The organism is Gordonia sp. (in: high G+C Gram-positive bacteria), from assembly GCF_052106715.1.
Classification (GTDB): Bacteria; Actinomycetota; Actinomycetes; order Mycobacteriales; family Mycobacteriaceae; genus Gordonia.
Window position 1 is genome coordinate 35,615 of record NZ_JBQEDL010000006.1, and the last position, 17,855, is coordinate 53,469.

Here is a 17,855-nt window from a genome sequence, read left to right on the forward strand (position 1 = left end):
TTCCCGCCCCCCCCTTCCCCCGGGTCCCTGCCCACCCCCCCCGGTAAACCCCGGCGCCCCCCCACTAGGGGGGGGGGCCCGCGCCTGCTTTCACAAACGTGTTGTGTGTACCAACAGCGTGGTCGGTATCAACGATGCCGTGGCGTGTGGCCGAGCACCGCGACCGGCGAATTCGACAGTTGGAGTGCCGCACGGTCGGAATTGCTCATGGACATCATCTTGTTGATCCGGCGGCTGTAGCCGCGAAGTGTCGACGTGATCGTCGGATTGGTGTTCTTACGCATCGCAGGAGCCCTCCGTCTTCTTCAGTCCACACCAAGGTAACCGAGAGTCCACTATTCGTCAACCAACGTTTGGTGGTCGTTAACCGTTAGTTAACCCAGCGACCCGTGCGAGTCTTGCGATCTCCTCCGGTGTGCCAGGCGAGACGAGCATCGTCGTCACGCCTGCGGCCTCCCACACCCCGATCTGCTCGCGGACTCGCGCCTCGTCGCCGATGATCGCCGAATCGTCGACCGCTTCGTTGGGAATGATCTGCGCGGCTTCGTCTTTGCGCCCGGCCCGAAACAGCGCGGTCACCTCGTCGACGACGTCGGCGTAGCCCATCCTGCGATACACCTCGGCGTGGAAGTTCGTGTCTTCGCTGCCCATGCCGCCCATGTACAGCGCGAGGAAGGGTTTGATCGCGGCGTACGCAGTGTCCGGGTCGTCGGTGAGCACGATCTGCGCGGTCGCACAGATCTCGAATGTCTCGCGCGTATGGCGCGCCCCGGAGCGTGCGAATCCCTCGTTGAGCCATTCGTTGTACTGATCCGCCAGCCGCGGCGTGTAGAACAACGGCAGCCAGCCGTCGGCGATCTCGGCGGCGAGTGCGATGTTCTTCGGTCCTTCGGCGCCGAGAAATACCGGGATGTCGTGGCGCAGCGGATGGACGATCGGCTTGAGCGGCTTGCCGAGTCCGGTGGAGCCGTCACCCGTCAGCGGCAACGGATAGTGCGGGCCGTCGCTGGTGACGACGGCTTCGCGCGCCCACACCTGACGCATGATGTCGACGTACTCGCGGGTGCGCGCGAGCGGCTTCGGGAACCGCTGCCCGTACCAGCCTTCGACGACCTGCGGTCCGGAGACGCCGAGTCCGACGATGTGCCTGCCGCCGGACAGGTGGTCGAGAGTCAGCGCCGCCATGGCACACGCAGTCGGCGTTCTCGCTGAGAGTTGGAGTACCGATGTACCGAGTGTGACGCGCTCGGTGCTCGCGCCCCACCAGGCGAGCGGCGTGTAAGCATCGGACCCCCACGCTTCGGCGGTGAAGACCGCATCGAAGCCGTGCTCCTCGGCTGCGCCGACGAGTTCTCGATGGTTGTGCGGCGGCTGCGCGCCCCAGTATCCGAGCTGAAGTCCGAGTTTCATGGAACCGACTGTATCGGGCGTCACGTCTGCTGCGCGGTACGCACCGGGCTCTCGGCTGACCGCAGGGTCGAGCGGAGCGCGATCAGAGGCGCTCCGCTCGACCGATGGGAGAGTCGGCTGTCAGTTATGCAGGTCGAAACGATCGGCGTTCATGACGTGGTTCCACGCGGAGACGAAGTCTTCGACGAACTTGCGGCCCGCGTCGTCGGCACCGTAGACCTCGGCGACGCCGCGTAGTTGCGAGTTGGAGCCGAATACGAGGTCGGCCCGCGTACCCGTCCACTTCTTCTCACCGGTCTCTCGAACAGTTCCGACGAAGGTTCCGTCAGACTGGTCGACCCACTCCGTGTCCATGTCGAGCAGGTTCACGAAGAAGTCGTTCGAAAGGACACCCGGCCGGTCGGTGAAGACGCCGTGCGGCGACCCGCCGTGATTCGCGCCCAGCACGCGGAGACCGCCGACGAGGACGGTCATCTGCGGCGGCGTGAGCTGCAGCAGGTAGGCGCGATCGACGAGCAGATACTCGGCCTCCGTGGCGACATCGCCGGCGACATAGTTGCGGAACCCGTCCCACCTCGGCTCCATCTCGATGAACGACTCGACGTCGGTCTGCTCCTGCGTCGCGTCGCCGCGGCCGAGCGCGACCGGCACGGTCACCGTGTGTCCGGCGTCCGACGCAGCCTGCTCGATGGCTGCCGCCCCGCCGATGACGATGATGTCGGCGACCGAGACATTCGAATCCGATGCCGCGTTGAATTCCTCGGCGATCGTCTCCAGGACGGGAAGGACTTCGGCGAGAGCTGTCGGATCGTTCACCGCCCAGCTGCGCTGCGGCTCCAGACGCACGCGTGCACCGTTCGCTCCACCGCGGTAGTCACTGCCGCGGAATGAGGCAGCCGATGCCCATGCGGTCGAGACCAGCTGTGCCACAGTCAGTCCCGACGCAAGGATCCGCCTCTTGAGCTCGGCGACGTCCGTCTCGCGCGGCTGCGGCCCCTGCGGAGGGTCGACGACGTCTTGCCAGATCAGCTTCTCTTCGGGGACCTCCGGTCCGCGGTACCGGGCGCGGGGGCCCATGTCGCGGTGCGTCAGCTTGAACCATGCGCGGGCGAACGCGTCGGCGAACTCTCGCGGGTTCTCCAAGAATCGGCGCGAGATCTTGGCGTAGTCGGGGTCCTCGCGGAGCGCGATGTCGGTGGTGAGCATCATCGGCTGCAGGCGCTTGTCCGGATCGGCCGGGTCGGGAACGCTCGTCGAACCGGCGTTGTCTTTGGGGCGCCACTGGGTTGCGCCCGCGGGACCGGTGTAGGTCTCCCACTCGTAGCCGTACAGCGTCCAGAAGAAGTTGTTGTCCCACGTGATCGGGGTGCTGTTCCACGCGCCCTCGATACCGGAACTGATCGCGTCGGCACCGACGCCCGACTTGTAGTCGCTCTTCCAGCCGATGCCCATCTGTTCCATCGGGGAGCCTTCGGGGGCTTCGCCCACGTCGTCGGCAGGCCCGGCACCGTGCGTCTTGCCGAATGTGTGACCGCCGGCGATCAGCGCGACGGTCTCCTCGTCGTTCATCGCCATCCGAGCGAAGGTCTCCCGAATGTCCTTGGCCGCGGCCAATGGATCCGGAACCCCGTTCGGGCCTTCCGGATTGACGTAGATCAGGCCCATCTGAACAGCGGCGAGAGGGTTCTCCAGATCGCGGTCACCGCTGTAGCGCTCGTCGTCGAGCCACACTTTCTCCGGACCCCAATAGATCTCTTCGGGCTCCCACTTGTCCGGGCGGCCGCCTCCGTAGCCGAACGTGTCGAATCCCATGGACTCGAGGGCGACGTTGCCCGCGAGCACGATCAGGTCCGCCCAGGACAGCTTGGCTCCGTACGCCTTCTTGACGGGCCACAGCAGACGACGTGCGCGGTCGAGTCCGGCGTTGTCCGGCCAACTGTTCAGCGGCGCGAAGCGCTGCATGCCGTGTCCGGCGCCACCGCGCCCGTCAGCGACTCGGTAGGTTCCGGCCGCATGCCATGCCATGCGGATGAAGAGCGGGCCGTAGTTGCCGTAGTCGGCGGGCCACCACGCCTTCGAATCGGTGAGCACTCGTTGAATGTCGGCCTTCACGGCGGCGAGGTCGAGGGACTCGAACTCGCTCGGGTAGTCGAAGCCCGGACCGTTCGGGTCGCCTTCGATCGGATTCTCCGCGAGGAGCTTGAGATTCAGCTGGCCGGGCCACCAATCCCGATTTCCACCGCCCGCCGTCGGCGGCTCCATCTTGGGTCCGTGTGCCACCGGGCATTCTTCGACGATGGGAGCGTTCTGTTGGTCAGTCACGATGTTCCTTTGTTCTGTGTGTCGGGCTGATCGGCTGGGTGGTCGGGGCGGCGTGGGCCATGACGTCCGACCGGAGCGCGGCGCTGCGCTGCGCAGTCGGGGCAGACGCCCCAGTAGACGACTTCGGCTTCGTCGATGACGAAGCCGTGGTCGTCAGCAGCGTTCAAGCAGGGTGCCGGTCCCACCGCGCAGTCGACGTCGACGACTTTGTCGCAGTACCGGCATACCAGGTGATGATGGTTATCGGTGACGCGCGTCTCATAGAGAGACACGTGTCCTGAAGGCTGGATCCGCCGGAGAAGTCCGACGTCCGTCAGTGCGCGAAGCACGTCGTAGATCGCTTGTTTCGAGACTCCGTCCAACAGTTCACGGACCCCGGCCAGGATGGTCTCGGTGTCCGAATGCGGGTTCGCGTCAACCGCCTGGAGTACAGCGAGTCTCGGTCTGGTCACTCGCAGCCCCGCTGCCCGAAGGGCCGTGGTGTGCTCGTCGATGACCATGACTCGACTATGCCCCCTTTTCTGGACTCAGTCCAGTTTTTCGCGAAACTGCGGTGATTCGATCCGCTTGACCGGTCGGTGGCGGGCACAGAAGGCGTGCCGGAACGTGCTGGAGCATCATCGAGATGACCGATTCCGATACTCCGTGCGCACGCAGGTCGGGGATCACGCGCCCGGTCACCTGGAAGTAGTCCCATCCTTCGGCGACTACACTCATCGCTTTCTGATCGAACCAGTCGCTGTAGCAGAACGCATCCTGGGAGAGCACCATCCGATCGCCGTAGCCGCGATCAATCAACGCCAGGACGGTGTCGACCCGGTCCGCGTGGGGGAGTAGCAGGTCCACTCCGAAACGGTCCATTCCCAGCACCGAACCCGCATCGGCCACCCGCATCAGGTAGTCCAAGTCGGTCGAGTCTCCGCTGTGCGCGAGAATCACCCGGGTGAGATCCACGCCTTCTTCGGCGAGAACACGCTGCGCGATCAGCCCCGACTGGGTGTGTGGATTGGTGTGCACCACGATGGGTAGGCCGGTCTGGGCCGCGACCCGGCCGACCGAACGCATCACACGCTCCACCCCGACGGTCAGTCCCTCGGCCTCGATGACGCAGACCAGGAAACCCGCCTTGACCGACGTCGAACCTATCCCGTCGGTGATGTCGCGCAGGAACATCGCATCGAGCGGCTCGGGGACATCGAATCCGAGTGCCGGTCCGGTGTAATGCATTTGGAAAGGCAGATCGTTGAATGTGAAGAACCCCGTCGCAGCGACGATGTTCACCTCGACCCGGTCGGCGACCCGCGCGACGCGTTCGATGTTCCGCCCGATGCCGAGTACGGACACATCCATGATCGTGCCGATGCCGGCGGCCTTGAGGCGGCTCAACGTGGCTACGGCGTGCTCGACTTCGGCGTCTTCGTCCCAGTCGCGCAGATAGTTCAGGCGAAAGTCCTCCTGGACGACGAAGACGTGCTCGTGGGTGAGCACGGCTCCCAACTGAGCTGCGCCGATCGGTCCGGCGACAGTATCAATGCGGTCCATGTGGCCTCTCGTCTGACCGGTCCATCCGTGGGGAACGGCAACGCTCCCTACGCTAGTGCGAACGGGGACCCGACGAGGTCGAATCCGACCGACCTCTCAGGCGCTGATACGCCGATGGCAAAGTTTGTCATCACGCCCCTGTATCCCGCTCGAGTTCGGAAGCCGAATCCTATGCCGATCCCATCGCAACGTCGCCCGCGCATCGTCGGCGTCGTCACCGCCGCGAGTGCGTTCGTCATCGTGGCGGTCGCGGCCGCGATCGTGGTCCGACCGTTGAGTGACGATCGCGTCGTGATTCGCTTCGTGCGGCGCCATCCGAGCGATTGGTTGATCGATCTGGCGAGCGGATACTCCGCGGTCGCGGGGCCGGTGACCGTAGTCATCGTGGCGTTCGTCGGTGCCCTCGTCCTGGCCGTCCGAGATCGGGCCGTCAGTCGTCCGGCCGCTGTGGTCGTTGCAAGCTGGGGTGCCGTCGCCCTCGCCGAGATCGTGAAACAGATCGTCGACCGTCCGCGCCCGCCCGTCGGATGGCAGCTCGACGCTCCGGAGACCACCCCGGCGTTCCCGTCGACGCATGTGGCAGGCCTGACTGCGCTGTTGCTCGTCGCCGCCCTCGTCATCACCGTCGGACGGCGCAGGACTCGGGCCATTCTGGTGACGATTGCTGTGTGCGCGGCGCCCGCAATGGCCTCTGCGCGCGTCTATCTCTGCATGAGCTGGGCTTCGGACGCCATCGGCGGCCTGCTGCTCGGCGCTGCGGCGGCGCTGTGCGCGGTGTGGTCCGTCGACCGAATGGCGAGACGAGCGCCTGAACAGACGGCCTGAACCGATAGCTTAGTCTGTACCCATGTTCAGTCCGGGCCAGCTGTTCGCCGAGTACCGCATCGTGCGTGTCCTGGGCGCCGGAGGTATGGGCGAGGTGTATCTCGCCCAGCACCCACGGTTGCCGCGCCAAGACGCGCTGAAAGTCCTGCCAACCGAACTGACCGACGACCCGACTTACCGGGCCCGATTCACTCGGGAAGCGGATCTGGCTGCCGGCCTTGACCATTCGGCTATCGTCAGCGTCTACGACCGGGGAGAGGACCAGGGGCAACTCTGGATCTCCATGAAATACATCCCGGGGTCGGACGCCAACGCGTCGACGAAACAGACCGGTCCGTTCGCTCCGCAGGACGTCGTCGAGGTCGTCACGGCGGTCGCCGACGCGCTCGACTACGCGCACGGCAAAGGACTGCTGCACCGCGACGTCAAACCAGCGAACATTCTGATCGACGGAACGTCGGCTACCCGCCACAAGATCTACCTGACTGATTTCGGCATCGCGCGGACCATCGGAAACGATACGGCGCTCACGGCGGCCAACCTGACGGTCGGCTCCATTCAGTACACCTCGCCCGAACAGTTGCGCGGCGACGATCTCAACGGACGCACCGACCAGTACTCGCTCGCCTGCACCGCGTTCACACTTCTCACCGGTCGTGCGCCGTATCCCGAGCGGAAGCCGACCGAGATCATCAACGCCCACCTCAACGCGCCGATCCCGCATGCACGGAGTATTCGACCGGACCTGCCTCCGGAGGTCGACGCCGTGTTGGCGCGGGGTATGGATAAGCGTGCCGTCAATCGGTACCCGACCTGCATGGATTTCGCTCGAGATCTCGGCGCTGCCCTCCGCACCTCCGGTTCCGCTGCGCTGTTTCCGGAGACCATGATCAATCCGGGCCCGGTGATTGCGCCCGCTGCCGCCCCGGCGCCGCAGCGTCCGCCCACACCTGCCCCGATGAACCCGCGGCCTCCGCAGTACGGTCCGCAGAATCCGGCTCATCGTCCGTTCGTGCCTGCACCCGCTCCACCCGCATCGAGTCCCTACGGACCCGGCCCTTACGGCCAGCCCCAGCCGCCCTACGTCGAGCCGCCCGGACCGCCCACCGGACCGGGCGGCACGAACGGTCCCGACCGTGGCGGAGGGCGAGGCAAGCAGACAGCGCTCATCATCGGTGCCATCGTGCTCGTCGCCGCACTCGCAACCGGTCTCGCGTTCGGGGTGAACGCTTTGGCCGGCGGCGACGACGCGGGCACTACGGCGAAACCCACGACGTCGACCACCACAGAACCATCGTCGTTCACGACCTCGCCGTCGACCAGTGCCACCGACGCAGCCGTGGTCGGCGGTGTCCCGACCCGCTGTGTCGACGGCAGACCCGCGTCGAACGTGTCAACGCGACAACTGACGTCGGGAAAGATCTCCATCCCGTCCGGCGAGATGCCGAGCGGCTGGAATGCGGACCGCGGCAGCCGCTTCCCGTTCGTCAACCAGGCGGACGGCGTCACTCTCAACCGTCCGGCGAGTTCCAGTTCGTGGGTCGCACAGATCGCCGTCGGAGTGCTGCCGACGGACTTCCGGACCGAGACCGAACAGATAGCGCGCACATTCGTCGACTGCCTCGCGGCAGGTCCCGGCTACGCGTCGGTCAACGCCGGACCGGTCCGGTACGGCCAGGTCACCAACGCGAAGATCGAGAACCGCGACACCGATTACACGCTGTTGAACGCATCGATCCCGGTACGTAGCGGGCCCTCGGGCGTCACCGGCGATGAGATCGTCGTGGTCATCGTCGACAGCAAGCCCATGACGGTCGCCGTCGGCATCAGCCCGACCGGTGACATCTCGACGCAGCGGACCGTCGACAAGGCCGTTCGAGGCCTGCTCGTCCGCGACTGAGCACCAGATCGTAATACAGTCCCTACATGGTCGAACACGCATGGCAGGCAGACAGTCACGACCGCATCCGAGTGAGCGGCGCACGCGTCAACAACCTCAAGGACGTCAGCGTCGAATTGCCTAAGCGCCGACTGACGGTGTTCACCGGCGTCTCCGGCTCGGGGAAGAGTTCACTGGTGTTCGGCACGATCGCCGCCGAGTCCCAGCGGCTGATCAACGAGACCTACAGTGCGTTCGTTCAGGGCTTCATGCCGAGCCTCGCGCGTCCGGACGTCGACATGCTCGACGGGATCACCACCGCGATCATCGTCGACCAGGAGCGGATCGGAGGCAATCCACGGTCGACCGTCGGCACGATCACCGACGCGAACTCGATGCTGCGGATCCTGTTCAGCAGGCTCGGCACACCGCCGGTCCCGACAGCCAACGCGTTGTCCTTCAACGTTCCCTCGGTGTCCGGAGGCGGCGTCATCAGAACCGACAGCACACGATCCGGCGGCACCACGACGAGTAAGAAGGCGTCGTTCGACAGGCTCGGCGGCATGTGCCCGCGTTGCGAAGGCATGGGACGCGTGTCCGACATCGACCTGGCGCAGATCTACGACGCAGACAAGTCGCTTAACGACGGAGCGATCTCGGTGCCGGGGTTCAGTGCCGACGGCTGGTACGGACGTGTGTACGGCGGGTCGGGATTCTTCGATCCGGACAAACCGATCCGGGAGTACTCCACCCGCGAACTGAACGACCTCCTGTACAAGGAGGCCGTCAAGATCAGAGTCGACGGCATCAACATCACCTACGAGGGTCTGATACCCAGGATCAGCAAGTCGATGCTGTCCAAAGACATCGATTCGGTACAGCCGCATATCCGGGCGTTCATCGAACGTGCGGTCACCGCCGACACCTGCCCCGAGTGCGGTGGGACCCGTCTGGCCGCGCATGCTCGCGACTGCCGTGTCGACGGGGTGAGCATCGCCGACGCGTGCGCTATGCAGATCTCCGACCTCGCGGCGTGGGTCGGCCGCCTGTCGGATCCGAGTGTGGCGCCACTTCTGGACAAGCTGCGCGGCACTCTGGAGTCTTTCGTGGAGATCGGGCTCGGCTACCTCGCGCTCGACCGGCCGACGGGCACCTTGTCCGGGGGAGAGGCGCAGCGCACCAAGATGATTCGCCATCTTGGCTCCGCATTGACCGACGTGACTTACGTGTTTGACGAGCCCACGATCGGACTCCACCCACACGACATCGCCCGAATGAACGCCTTGTTGCTTCGTCTACGCGACAAGGGCAACACGGTCCTCGTCGTCGAGCACAAGCCCGAGACCATCGCGATCGCCGATCACGCCGTCGACATCGGCCCCCGGGCGGGCGCGGACGGCGGGCAGATTTGCTACGAGGGCGACGTGGCCGGACTCGAGGCGAGCCTGACACTGACCGGACGTCACCTCGGGTATCGGAGTTCCATCAAGAGTGAATTCCGCGCGCCGACCGGCGTCATCGAGATCCGTGGCGCATCGGCGAACAATCTGCGCGACGTCGACGTCGATGTACCCCTCGGTGTCCTCGTGGTCGTCACCGGAGTCGCCGGCTCGGGCAAGAGTTCGCTCATCCACGGCAGCATGCCTGCATCGGCCGACGTCGTCACGATCGACCAGACGGCGATCCGCGGATCCCGGCGGAGTAATCCCGCAACCTACACAGGTCTGCTCGATCCGATCCGTAAGACGTTCGCCAAGGCCAATGGCGTCAAGCCCGCACTGTTCAGCGCGAACTCGGAGGGCGCGTGCCCGACGTGCAAAGGCAACGGCGTCATCTACACCGATCTGGCGACGATGGCGGGGGTCGCGACTGTGTGCGACGACTGCGAAGGCAGACGCTTCGATGCGCATGTCCTCGATTACCACGTGGACGGACGGGACATCAGCCAAGTGCTGTCCATGTCCGTCGATGAAGCCCTCGACTTCTTCGCAGGCGGGGATGCTCGCACGCCGTCCGCCCACAAGATCCTCGTCCGTCTGCACGAGGTGGGGCTCGGGTACCTGAGGCTCGGCCAACCGCTGACGACGCTGTCCGGCGGTGAACGGCAGCGCATCAAACTGGCGACCGCGATGGCCGACAAGGCGACGACCTACATGCTGGACGAGCCGACGAGCGGCCTGCACCTCGCCGACGTCGATCAGTTGCTAGGACTGCTCGATCGCCTCGTCGATGCAGGCAAATCGGTGATCGTGATCGAACACCACCAGGCTGTCATGGCGCATGCGGACTGGATCATCGACGTCGGCCCAGGCGCCGGGCAGGACGGCGGCCGCGTGGTCTTCGAGGGCACGCCCGCCGACCTCGTCGCAGGTCGATCGACGCTGACAGGCGAGCATCTTGCCGCCTACGCGGGTGCGTGATCGGCCGTTCGGGCGTTGCTCACGGGCTCGGGTGAACGGCCTGGCGAACAGCGGTCACTCAATCAACTCGGACGGCGACTCGCCGGTCGCACTCGCAGCGGTCGCAGCGAATTCCTCGCCGACCGATTCGTGGTGGTGCGGCTCGGTTGGGAGGTCGACGTCCGTGGCCTTCGACTTTCCGCTGCCGGTGAACAGCGAGAAGATCGCGCCCAGGACGCAGCAGATCACGGCGAACCAGAACGCTGCGGCCAGACCGTCGGCGAACGGGTCGGAGATCAGATGCGGGAAGAAGTCCAGGCCGGTCAGGTGGCCCATGTCAACGCCGGGCATCGAACCGCTCCCCGCAAGCAGTTCCTGGATCGGGTTGTAGCCGAGGAACGCCGCGAACAGGATGCCGACGGTCGGCAGATTCGCCACCGCGTTCGCTTGATCGGCAGGTACGCCGTTCTCGGTGAGCCCGGAGAACATTGCGTCGGGCAGGCTGGACGAGAGGCCCGCGATCATGAGCGAGAAGAACAGGCCGATGGACAGGACCATGGCCGCGTTCTGGAACGTCGTCATCATGCCCGCGCCCGATCCGCGCGATGACGCGGGCAGCGAGTTCATCACTTCGGCGCGGTTCGGCGAGGCGAACAACCCCATGCCGACGCCGTTGATCAGGAGCACCAGCGCGAATGCGGGGTAGGCGAAGTCGACAGGCAGCATGATGAGGGCGACGAAGGTGCCCGCGGTAATCAGCATTCCGATGGTGGTGAACCACTTGGTGCCCAGCTTGTCAGATAGTGCACCCGACACCGGAGCGACGAGCAGGAAGCCGATCGTCATCGGGACCATGTAGATACCCGCCCACAACGGAGTCTGCGAATAGTCGTATCCGTGCTGGGGCAACCAGATGCCCTGCAACCAGATGATCAGGATGAACTGGAGTCCGCCGCGGCCGATCGACCCCATCAGATTCGCAGCGTTGCCCGCGGTGAACGAACGGTTGGCGAACAGACTGAGTTCGAAGAGGGGGCTGTCCACCTGTGTCTCGATCCACACGAAGATCGCCAAGACCACGCATCCGCCGATGAGTCCCGCGAGAACGAGCGGGTTACTCCAGCCCATGTCGGAATCGCCGTACGGCTGGATGCCATAGGTGATGGCGACCAGGATCGCGATGAGACCGATCGCGAACGTGAGGTTTCCCCACCAGTCCATCTTTGCTTTCGTACGGACACCGGTGTCACGGAGTTTGAGATAGGCCCACACGGTGCCGACGAGTCCGAACGGGACGGAGACGAGGAAGATGAAGTGCCACTGGATCGGCGCCAGGAGGCCGCCGACGAGCAGGCCAAGGAACGAGCCGGCGATCGCCGCGACGCCGTTGATGCCCATCGCGAGTCCGCGCTGATGAGCTGGGAAGGCATCTGTCAGGATGGCTGACGAGTTGGCCATCAAGAACGCTCCGCCGATCCCCTGGACCACGCGCCACGCGATCAGCCAGATGGCTGCCTCAGCGCCGTCGAACCACGTGATCGCGAGGAAGATCGACGAGATCGTGAAGATCAGGAAGCCCATGTTGTACATGCGAGCGCGGCCGAACATGTCGCCAAGCCTGCCGAAGCTGACCACCAGGACGGCGGTGACGACGAGGAAGCCCATCATCATCCACAGCAGGTAACTGGTGTTGGACGGGGTCAGCGGGTTGAGCCCGATGCCTTTGAAGATGTCGGGGAGCGCGATGAGCACGATCGAACTGTTGATCGTCGCGATCAGCATGCCGAGAGTCGTATTCGACAGTGCGATCCATTTGTAGTGCGGATCTGCGTCGGCGGACTGTGTCGCCGTGGCGGCGGAGTTCATGCGGTGGCGTCCTTCGGTCGGTTACGGTCTTCGAGTCCAGGGGCGAGAGCGGCAGACAGCAGGCGCAGCCCGGTCTCCACGGTGTCGCGTTCGGCGGGAGACATCGACTCCAGTGCGCCGGCCAGTGCGCGGGAGCGAGCCAGACGCATGTCGGCGATGACCGCACGACCCTCACTGGTGGGCTGCACAAGCTTCGCGCGAGCGTCGTCGGGGTCTTCAACGCGTGCGACGTAGCCGCGTTCGACGAGACTCGCGACGATCTTCGACATGGTCGGCGCCGACACCGATTCGGCCTCCGCCAGCGCAGTCACCCGGATGGGGTCGTTGTTGATGATCGTCCACAGGCCCGCCGCGGCGCTCGCGGTGAGTCCGACCCGCGAGGCCTTGGCGCGCAGTACGCGAGTGATCCTCGTGAGGTCTCGATACATGCCCGCAACGTCATCGGCGAACACCTCGTCCGCGTGTATGTCGTTCATGGTCGCCCTCTTCACAGTCGTGAGGCGACGAACACTATTAGTTGCCTTCAGCTAAATAAAGTCGGACATCGGGTGCGAACAGCACTCTGCCCTCCGTCACGGCCAGACGGAGGGCAGAGTATTCGCAGATCAGGCGGCGTGCTGTGACAGTTGAGTGGTCTCACCGATAGTGACGGGTGTCTCCTCCATCGTCCGCATGAAACGCAATTGTTGGTTGCGGCCGCGGACGGAGGCACGGAGCCGACCGCCCGGCAGGAGCGCAGCAATCGATCGCGTGAGATTCACCGGAATTCGGATGATCGGGTACCAGGGGAGAGTGCGAGTCGGTAAGCCGAGCGTCTTCATCGCAGCGGGGCCGAGGAAGAAGGCGCTGATCGACAGGTGTTGCGACCGCGCAATCCGGCGGCGCGCCCGCTCGAAAGTCGGATAGTTCCACGACATCGGGTCGTCGGCCATCGGGCGAGCCAATTGGGCCGAGGTCTCATCCGGGGTGGAGAGCGCAGCCGACGTGTGATGGAGGATCCGGATTCCGTCCCGGAAGTCGACGGGTAGAAACTCGTCGGCGACGCCCATCAGCCACCCGACGTACCGGGTGAGATGTGCGACCGCCTGATATTCGGAAGGGGTGTTGATCAGCCCCATGCCCAGGCCGCCGACCATCGGCGCGATCAGCGAGCCGACGATGGTCGCAGCCATATCGGTCTGGTTGATCGGCAGGCCCCACCGCATCGAGTCCCAGTCGTCCATCGCGGCGACGTGACGGCGGACGAGCGAGTGGATGAAACGCACGCGCAGCGTCGACCGGTATCCGACGCCGAGTATGCGGAGGCCGCCCTCGGCGATGACGTCCAGAGCCCACTGTGAGGTCTCGGCGAACCGTGAGTTCGACCCCTTCTCGAGCGCTCCCGTACGAAGCAGGGTCTGATTGAAGCCAGAGAACGCATAACCGCCGACCAGTGCGACGTCCCGGGCGATGTAGAGACCGTCGCATCCACCGCCGTTCATGGTGTGTGCCGCGACTTCGAGTCGGTCGCCATCGACCCAGTCCGGGGTGCGCTCGACGACGTCGAAGAACGCCCGCAAGAAATCGGGCGCATCGGGCACTGCGTCGATGCCGCTCTCGAGCGCTTGCTCGAACAGCGGTCGCAGTGCACCGACCCCGGCGCCCGCGATCATCTTCTCGACAACGTCGTCCATCAATGGGTCGCCCTCGGTGAGTGCCTCGCCGAACCGGGCGAACTGCGCATCGCTGACGGGGTGGATGCGCAGGACACGGGCGAAAGCGTCGACGCCGACGGGGACGCGCGCCGGAGAATCGGGATGTCTGCGGGGGATGACGACACTCATCGGCCTGGCCTCTGTCTCGCGGAGTCGAGCTGACTAATTGGTAACACCTGTTACCAAAACTAGACAGCGCCGGAATCCCTGTCAATTGCGCGCGCAGAGACGTCGTGCGCGAGCCATCGCCCGCGGACCGCCCCGGCTCGGTGACACTGCCTCTACGGTCGTAGTCTTCGAGGAGCTTTCGACGCTCGTACCACCGTTTACTGAATGTGGCTTCTCGCCCGATTCTTCGCTGTCGAAGTTGGAGCCCAGCGCGCCGGTCATCGTGCCGACAGAGGCGGCGAACCAGCCGAGCCGCACGTATTGGGCCATCCCCGCCGGATGACCCAGCTGACCCGCGAAGTACCCGGCGTCGACGATCACGAATGCCAGCACCGTGAGCCCGACCACGAGCAGCAGGTGCATGAGCGCTACTGCAGACCACACGGTGATCGTGGTCGACGTGTTGTCGAGGGCGTGACCCGACGATTGCGCGGGCGATGGGCGGGTCCAAAGTCCGTTTCGCACAAAGCGCCCAACATTCCGCTCGGACGGTTGCTGTGCATCATCCCGGTGAGCATCCGGAGGTGCGCCACCGGGCCAGAGACTCCGGACGCAGGCATGTACATGTCGTCGACCGGCGGCGGCCACCCTGCGGATCCGGCCGCAAGGAGGTCCTGTATTACCCGCACGATTCGAGCAGGCTGCCTCCACACGCCGAGGGCCGGCACGAAGACGATCACGGCCTCGGTCTGATCACACCCTCCGAACAGCACGGGTTTCCCGCCGCGTCTGTGCGTCAGGTCCGACAGGTATACGACGACATCCCAGCCGTACCGCTCCATCAGACTCGGTGCTTGCTTCCCGAGCGGGATCTCGCCGTCCCGATCCATCGGCTCGGAATACCTGAGTCGGCCATGACGCCGACTATTGTCACGTCTGGGTCCATCAGTCCGAACGTACTGGATGTTCCCGCCGGACCGAGATGATGTTTGCGCTGAAACCGTGGAGGGAACTCCCTCAGACATGGACCCGCAGAATCATGACCTCGGCAACCCGGCCACCGATCCGGACCCAGGAAACTCAGGAGTGGCCGACTACCCCGGGTACACGTCGCAGATGGACGACCAACCGCACGACGAGATGCGTTCCTACAGTGGGCGTGGCCTGTTGGCGGACAAGTGCGCCCTCATCACCGGCGGCGATTCGGGAATCGGCCGGGCGGTAGCCGTGGCGTTCGCAAAAGAGGGCGCCGACGTAGCCATCGCCTACCTGTCTGAACACGACGATGCGGCCAAGACGGTCGAGCTCGTCGAGGAGCAGGGGCGGCGGGCCGTCGCCTATCCGGGCGACCTCGCTGACTCCAGACATTGCGCCGAACTGGTCAGCCGGACGGTGACAGATTTGGGCGGCCTCGACGTACTGGTCAACAACGTCGCATACCAGGCACCTGTCGACGACCTCCAGGAGTTGACCGACGACCAGTGGAACAGAACGTTCGCCGTGAATATCGACGGCTACTTTCACACGACCAGGGCAGCGCTCGACCATCTGACGCCCGGGGGAGCGATTATCAACACCGGCTCCGTCAACGGCCTTCGTGGGAATAAGACGCTGATCGACTATGCGGCGACCAAAGGCGCAGTACACACTCTCACGAAGTCGCTCGCACAGGCGTTGCTCGATCGAAAGATCCGCGTCAACTGCGTCGCACCCGGACCAGTGTGGACGCCGCTCATCCCGGCGACGCTTCCGGGTCAGAAAGTCGAGCACTTCGGCGAGCAGGCACCCTACGGTCGGGCCGCCCAACCTGACGAGATCGCGCCGTCGTACGTGTTCTTCGCGTCGTCACTGCTGTCGTCCTATTACACAGGTGAGGTGCTCTCGCCGATCGGCGGCGAGACCCACCCCGGTTGATCGAGAAACCCGGTCCAGCCCTAAGCAACGAGGAGGATCACAATGCCCAAGACAGACAAGCACGGTAGCCCGCGCAGATCTGAACTGCCCGACACCGTCGCACGTTCGTCGGTAAAAGCTCAGCACACATTCGCGGAGGCTCATGACAGTGCGATGAAGGAGTACGACTCGGAGGAGAGCGCTCATCGCGTCGCGTACGCCGCACTGAAGCACTCGTTCGAGCGGGTGGGCGACAAGTGGGTCGCGAAGTCGTCTCGGGGACCGTCCGATGAGCGCGACAAGAGCGGTGGACCGAATGCATCGGGCAAGAGCCACTCCGGAGTCGACGCCGAGTCGACGAAGGCGCACCTCGTGGAGATCGCGCGAGAGTTGGACATCCGTGGACGTTCCAGCATGCGCAAGGCACAGTTGGTGGAAGCGGTCGAGGATGCTAATGCGCGCAGCGCGCGAGCATCCCGAAACAACTCAACCCGCAACTGAGGTTCTAGACGAAGCAGGTAGGAAAGTGCGTAGCGTTCAACGCGCAGTGGACGCCGCTCCTGCCTCAGTCGATTGCGCCCAATGCGGGATGTCGCCAGCGGCATCTTCGAGGTGAGCACGCATCAACCATTGGAACTTCTCGAGCGCGCCGGTCTGTCCGATCAGGATGTCCTCGGACACTGGGTCGATCTTCCCGGCCAATTCGATCGCTGCGCGATGGGATCCGATGACACCGGCGTAGACCACATCGAGCGCCGCAAGGTGTGCGGTGACGGTGTCGCGTCCGAGACTGTAGTCGTCCCACGTACGATTCTCGGCGATCGCCGCCGTCGTGCCGAAGGGCGTCCCACCAAGTGCTGCGATCCGTTCGGCGAGGCCGTCAGCGAATCCGCGGACCGTCTCGACTTGCGGATCGATCATCTGGTGCACACCGATGAACGAAGGACCGACCACATTCCAGTGCACGTGTTTGAGAGTCAGGTGCAGATCGTTGAGTGCGCTCAACCGCGCCTGAAGGGTCGCGACCAGCGCTTCAGCGTCATTCGCGTCGAGGTACTTGGGTTGCCCGATCATCGTGTGGTTCCTCCTTCTGTTCATAGGCGAGCGGCGGTGAACACGCTCGCAAACCGGTCAACGAGGGTGGTGCAGAAAGCCGGGAGGTCGTCCGGGCTTCGCCTGGATATGAGGGTGCTTGACCTCGTGCGATGTGGCCATGACACACACCTCCGATGCTCGTTGTGCGCTACGTGTTGTCCGACCGCGGTCGAGCCACGTGAAACTCGCTCTCGTACTCCGCGGCTTCCTCCGCACTGACCTCGGGGACGATGGGATCGTGGCCCGGCCGATCAAGGGCGCGGGTGGCAACCAATCGTGTGCGCGCGAACACCAGGGCGCCGATGCCGATGATCCCGCAGACCACAGTCGCCGCTATCCATGGCGCCAGCATCATGTCCAGCGCGGCGGCGGCGATCGTCACGGCGAGCAGTGCGATTGCGAGAAGAAGAGCGATGTAGCCCACGATCCCCAGTGCCTTCAACGGCCGGATCGTCGCCGAAGGGACATGCTCTCGAACTGGATCGGGCGGGCCGTCATGCTCGGTCCATGGTCCGCCGCCCGGAGTCGGTTCGACAGTCATCGAAGAAACCTCCCATAGTTGTGCGAGTACGTCGCCTTCATGTGGGCGTACCCCCGAATCGGCACCGACAAACATCGGGCAACAGGTGTCGCAGAGGCCGACCGACGGCGAATTCCCGCGCTCACGGAGGCGTTCATCGAGCAACCATCGGGAGCGGTAGTGCGACCAGCATCAACGCGAACAAGCCCCACGCGACACCCTGCCAATACACCCAAGTGTGTCCGCACCGTAACGCGATGAACCCCGCGTACAGCGCGCCCAATCCGCCTACGCCGAACGCG

16 protein-coding genes are annotated in these 17,855 nt (G+C 64.8%); 5 read left to right on the forward strand and 11 right to left on the reverse strand.

Annotation, left to right across the window (positions count from 1 at the left end):
* Positions 1–128: 128 nt before the first annotated feature.
* From ACTIMF_RS04675 to ACTIMF_RS04695, 5 genes are all read right to left on the reverse strand, one after another.
* Positions 129–284, reverse strand: coding sequence for a hypothetical protein (locus ACTIMF_RS04675; protein WP_442349113.1), 156 nt, complete (start codon positions 282–284; stop codon positions 129–131).
* Between the two features lie 79 nt (positions 285–363).
* Complete coding sequence (locus ACTIMF_RS04680; RefSeq protein WP_442349114.1) at positions 364–1,410, reverse strand: LLM class F420-dependent oxidoreductase; 1,047 nt, start codon at positions 1,408–1,410, stop codon at positions 364–366.
* Between the two features lie 120 nt (positions 1,411–1,530).
* Positions 1,531–3,828 (reverse strand): catalase/peroxidase HPI, encoded by a 2,298-nt coding sequence (gene katG, locus ACTIMF_RS04685; RefSeq protein ID WP_442349186.1) that lies wholly within the window; start codon positions 3,826–3,828, stop codon positions 1,531–1,533.
* Positions 3,729–4,232: a Fur family transcriptional regulator gene (locus ACTIMF_RS04690; protein WP_442349115.1), complete on the reverse strand. Its 504-nt coding sequence runs from the start codon at positions 4,230–4,232 to the stop codon at positions 3,729–3,731. The genes katG and ACTIMF_RS04690 overlap by 100 nt, the downstream gene beginning before the upstream one ends.
* Before the next feature lie 7 nt (positions 4,233–4,239).
* Entirely contained in the window at positions 4,240–5,274 is a 1,035-nt protein-coding gene (locus ACTIMF_RS04695; protein ID WP_442349116.1) for a phosphotriesterase family protein, read from the reverse strand.
* A 171-nt stretch (positions 5,275–5,445) separates the two neighbouring features.
* On the opposite strand from ACTIMF_RS04695, the gene ACTIMF_RS04700 reads away from it, so the two are divergent.
* The 3 genes from ACTIMF_RS04700 to ACTIMF_RS04710 are packed head-to-tail and all read left to right on the forward strand — an operon-like array spanning position 5,446 to position 10,398.
* Entirely contained in the window at positions 5,446–6,099 is a 654-nt protein-coding gene (locus tag ACTIMF_RS04700; protein ID WP_442349117.1) for a phosphatase PAP2 family protein, read from the forward strand.
* Positions 6,100–6,121: 22 nt separating this feature from the next.
* A complete protein-coding gene (locus ACTIMF_RS04705; RefSeq protein WP_442349118.1) occupies positions 6,122–7,999 on the forward strand; it encodes a serine/threonine-protein kinase in 1,878 nt (625 codons plus the stop codon).
* 26 nt (positions 8,000–8,025) lie between these two features.
* Positions 8,026–10,398 carry an ATP-binding cassette domain-containing protein gene (locus tag ACTIMF_RS04710; RefSeq protein ID WP_442349119.1) on the forward strand — a complete coding sequence of 791 codons (2,373 nt, stop codon included), beginning with the start codon at positions 8,026–8,028 and terminating at the stop codon, positions 10,396–10,398.
* Between the two features lie 54 nt (positions 10,399–10,452).
* Here ACTIMF_RS04710 and ACTIMF_RS04715 read toward each other — a convergent pair whose 3' ends face one another.
* From ACTIMF_RS04715 to ACTIMF_RS04730, 4 genes are all read right to left on the reverse strand, one after another.
* Positions 10,453–12,243 carry an MFS transporter gene (locus ACTIMF_RS04715; protein WP_442349120.1) on the reverse strand — a complete coding sequence of 597 codons (1,791 nt, stop codon included), beginning with the start codon at positions 12,241–12,243 and terminating at the stop codon, positions 10,453–10,455.
* A complete protein-coding gene (locus ACTIMF_RS04720; RefSeq protein WP_442349121.1) occupies positions 12,240–12,719 on the reverse strand; it encodes a MarR family winged helix-turn-helix transcriptional regulator in 480 nt (159 codons plus the stop codon). Before ACTIMF_RS04720 ends, ACTIMF_RS04715 begins: the two co-directional genes overlap by 4 nt.
* A 129-nt stretch (positions 12,720–12,848) precedes the next feature.
* Positions 12,849–14,066: an oxygenase MpaB family protein gene (locus ACTIMF_RS04725; protein WP_442349122.1), complete on the reverse strand. Its 1,218-nt coding sequence runs from the start codon at positions 14,064–14,066 to the stop codon at positions 12,849–12,851.
* An 81-nt stretch (positions 14,067–14,147) separates the two neighbouring features.
* A complete protein-coding gene (locus ACTIMF_RS04730) occupies positions 14,148–14,570 on the reverse strand; it encodes a hypothetical protein (RefSeq protein ID WP_442349123.1) in 423 nt (140 codons plus the stop codon).
* 591 nt (positions 14,571–15,161) lie between these two features.
* On the opposite strand from ACTIMF_RS04730, the gene ACTIMF_RS04735 reads away from it, so the two are divergent.
* Positions 15,162–15,959, forward strand: coding sequence for an SDR family oxidoreductase (locus ACTIMF_RS04735; protein ID WP_442349187.1), 798 nt, complete (start codon positions 15,162–15,164; stop codon positions 15,957–15,959).
* Positions 15,960–16,001: 42 nt separating this feature from the next.
* Positions 16,002–16,439, forward strand: coding sequence for a ChaB family protein (locus ACTIMF_RS04740; RefSeq protein WP_442349124.1), 438 nt, complete (start codon positions 16,002–16,004; stop codon positions 16,437–16,439).
* A 36-nt stretch (positions 16,440–16,475) separates the two neighbouring features.
* Here ACTIMF_RS04740 and ACTIMF_RS04745 read toward each other — a convergent pair whose 3' ends face one another.
* Both ACTIMF_RS04745 and ACTIMF_RS04750 read right to left on the reverse strand, forming a co-directional pair.
* The gene (locus tag ACTIMF_RS04745) at positions 16,476–17,012 is read right to left on the reverse strand and encodes a Dps family protein (RefSeq protein WP_442349125.1); all 537 of its coding nucleotides are present in this window, start codon (positions 17,010–17,012) and stop codon (positions 16,476–16,478) included.
* 169 nt (positions 17,013–17,181) lie between these two features.
* The gene (locus ACTIMF_RS04750; protein ID WP_442349126.1) at positions 17,182–17,574 is read right to left on the reverse strand and encodes a hypothetical protein; all 393 of its coding nucleotides are present in this window, start codon (positions 17,572–17,574) and stop codon (positions 17,182–17,184) included.
* Positions 17,575–17,855: the final 281 nt, after the last annotated feature.

Coding starts and splice junctions, on each gene's coding strand:
- ACTIMF_RS04675 (WP_442349113.1), bottom strand. CDS start 284: ATGCGTAAGAACACCAATCCGACGATCACGTCGACACTTCGCGGCTAC.
- ACTIMF_RS04680 (WP_442349114.1), bottom strand. CDS start 1,410: ATGAAACTCGGACTTCAGCTCGGATACTGGGGCGCGCAGCCGCCGCAC.
- ACTIMF_RS04690 (WP_442349115.1), bottom strand. CDS start 4,232: ATGGTCATCGACGAGCACACCACGGCCCTTCGGGCAGCGGGGCTGCGA.
- ACTIMF_RS04695 (WP_442349116.1), bottom strand. CDS start 5,274: ATGGACCGCATTGATACTGTCGCCGGACCGATCGGCGCAGCTCAGTTG.
- ACTIMF_RS04700 (WP_442349117.1), top strand. CDS start 5,446: ATGCCGATCCCATCGCAACGTCGCCCGCGCATCGTCGGCGTCGTCACC.
- ACTIMF_RS04705 (WP_442349118.1), top strand. CDS start 6,122: ATGTTCAGTCCGGGCCAGCTGTTCGCCGAGTACCGCATCGTGCGTGTC.
- ACTIMF_RS04710 (WP_442349119.1), top strand. CDS start 8,026: ATGGTCGAACACGCATGGCAGGCAGACAGTCACGACCGCATCCGAGTG.
- ACTIMF_RS04715 (WP_442349120.1), bottom strand. CDS start 12,243: ATGAACTCCGCCGCCACGGCGACACAGTCCGCCGACGCAGATCCGCAC.
- ACTIMF_RS04720 (WP_442349121.1), bottom strand. CDS start 12,719: ATGAACGACATACACGCGGACGAGGTGTTCGCCGATGACGTTGCGGGC.
- ACTIMF_RS04725 (WP_442349122.1), bottom strand. CDS start 14,066: ATGAGTGTCGTCATCCCCCGCAGACATCCCGATTCTCCGGCGCGCGTC.
- ACTIMF_RS04735 (WP_442349187.1), top strand. CDS start 15,162: ATGGACGACCAACCGCACGACGAGATGCGTTCCTACAGTGGGCGTGGC.
- ACTIMF_RS04740 (WP_442349124.1), top strand. CDS start 16,002: ATGCCCAAGACAGACAAGCACGGTAGCCCGCGCAGATCTGAACTGCCC.
- ACTIMF_RS04745 (WP_442349125.1), bottom strand. CDS start 17,012: ATGATCGGGCAACCCAAGTACCTCGACGCGAATGACGCTGAAGCGCTG.
- ACTIMF_RS04750 (WP_442349126.1), bottom strand. CDS start 17,574: ATGACTGTCGAACCGACTCCGGGCGGCGGACCATGGACCGAGCATGAC.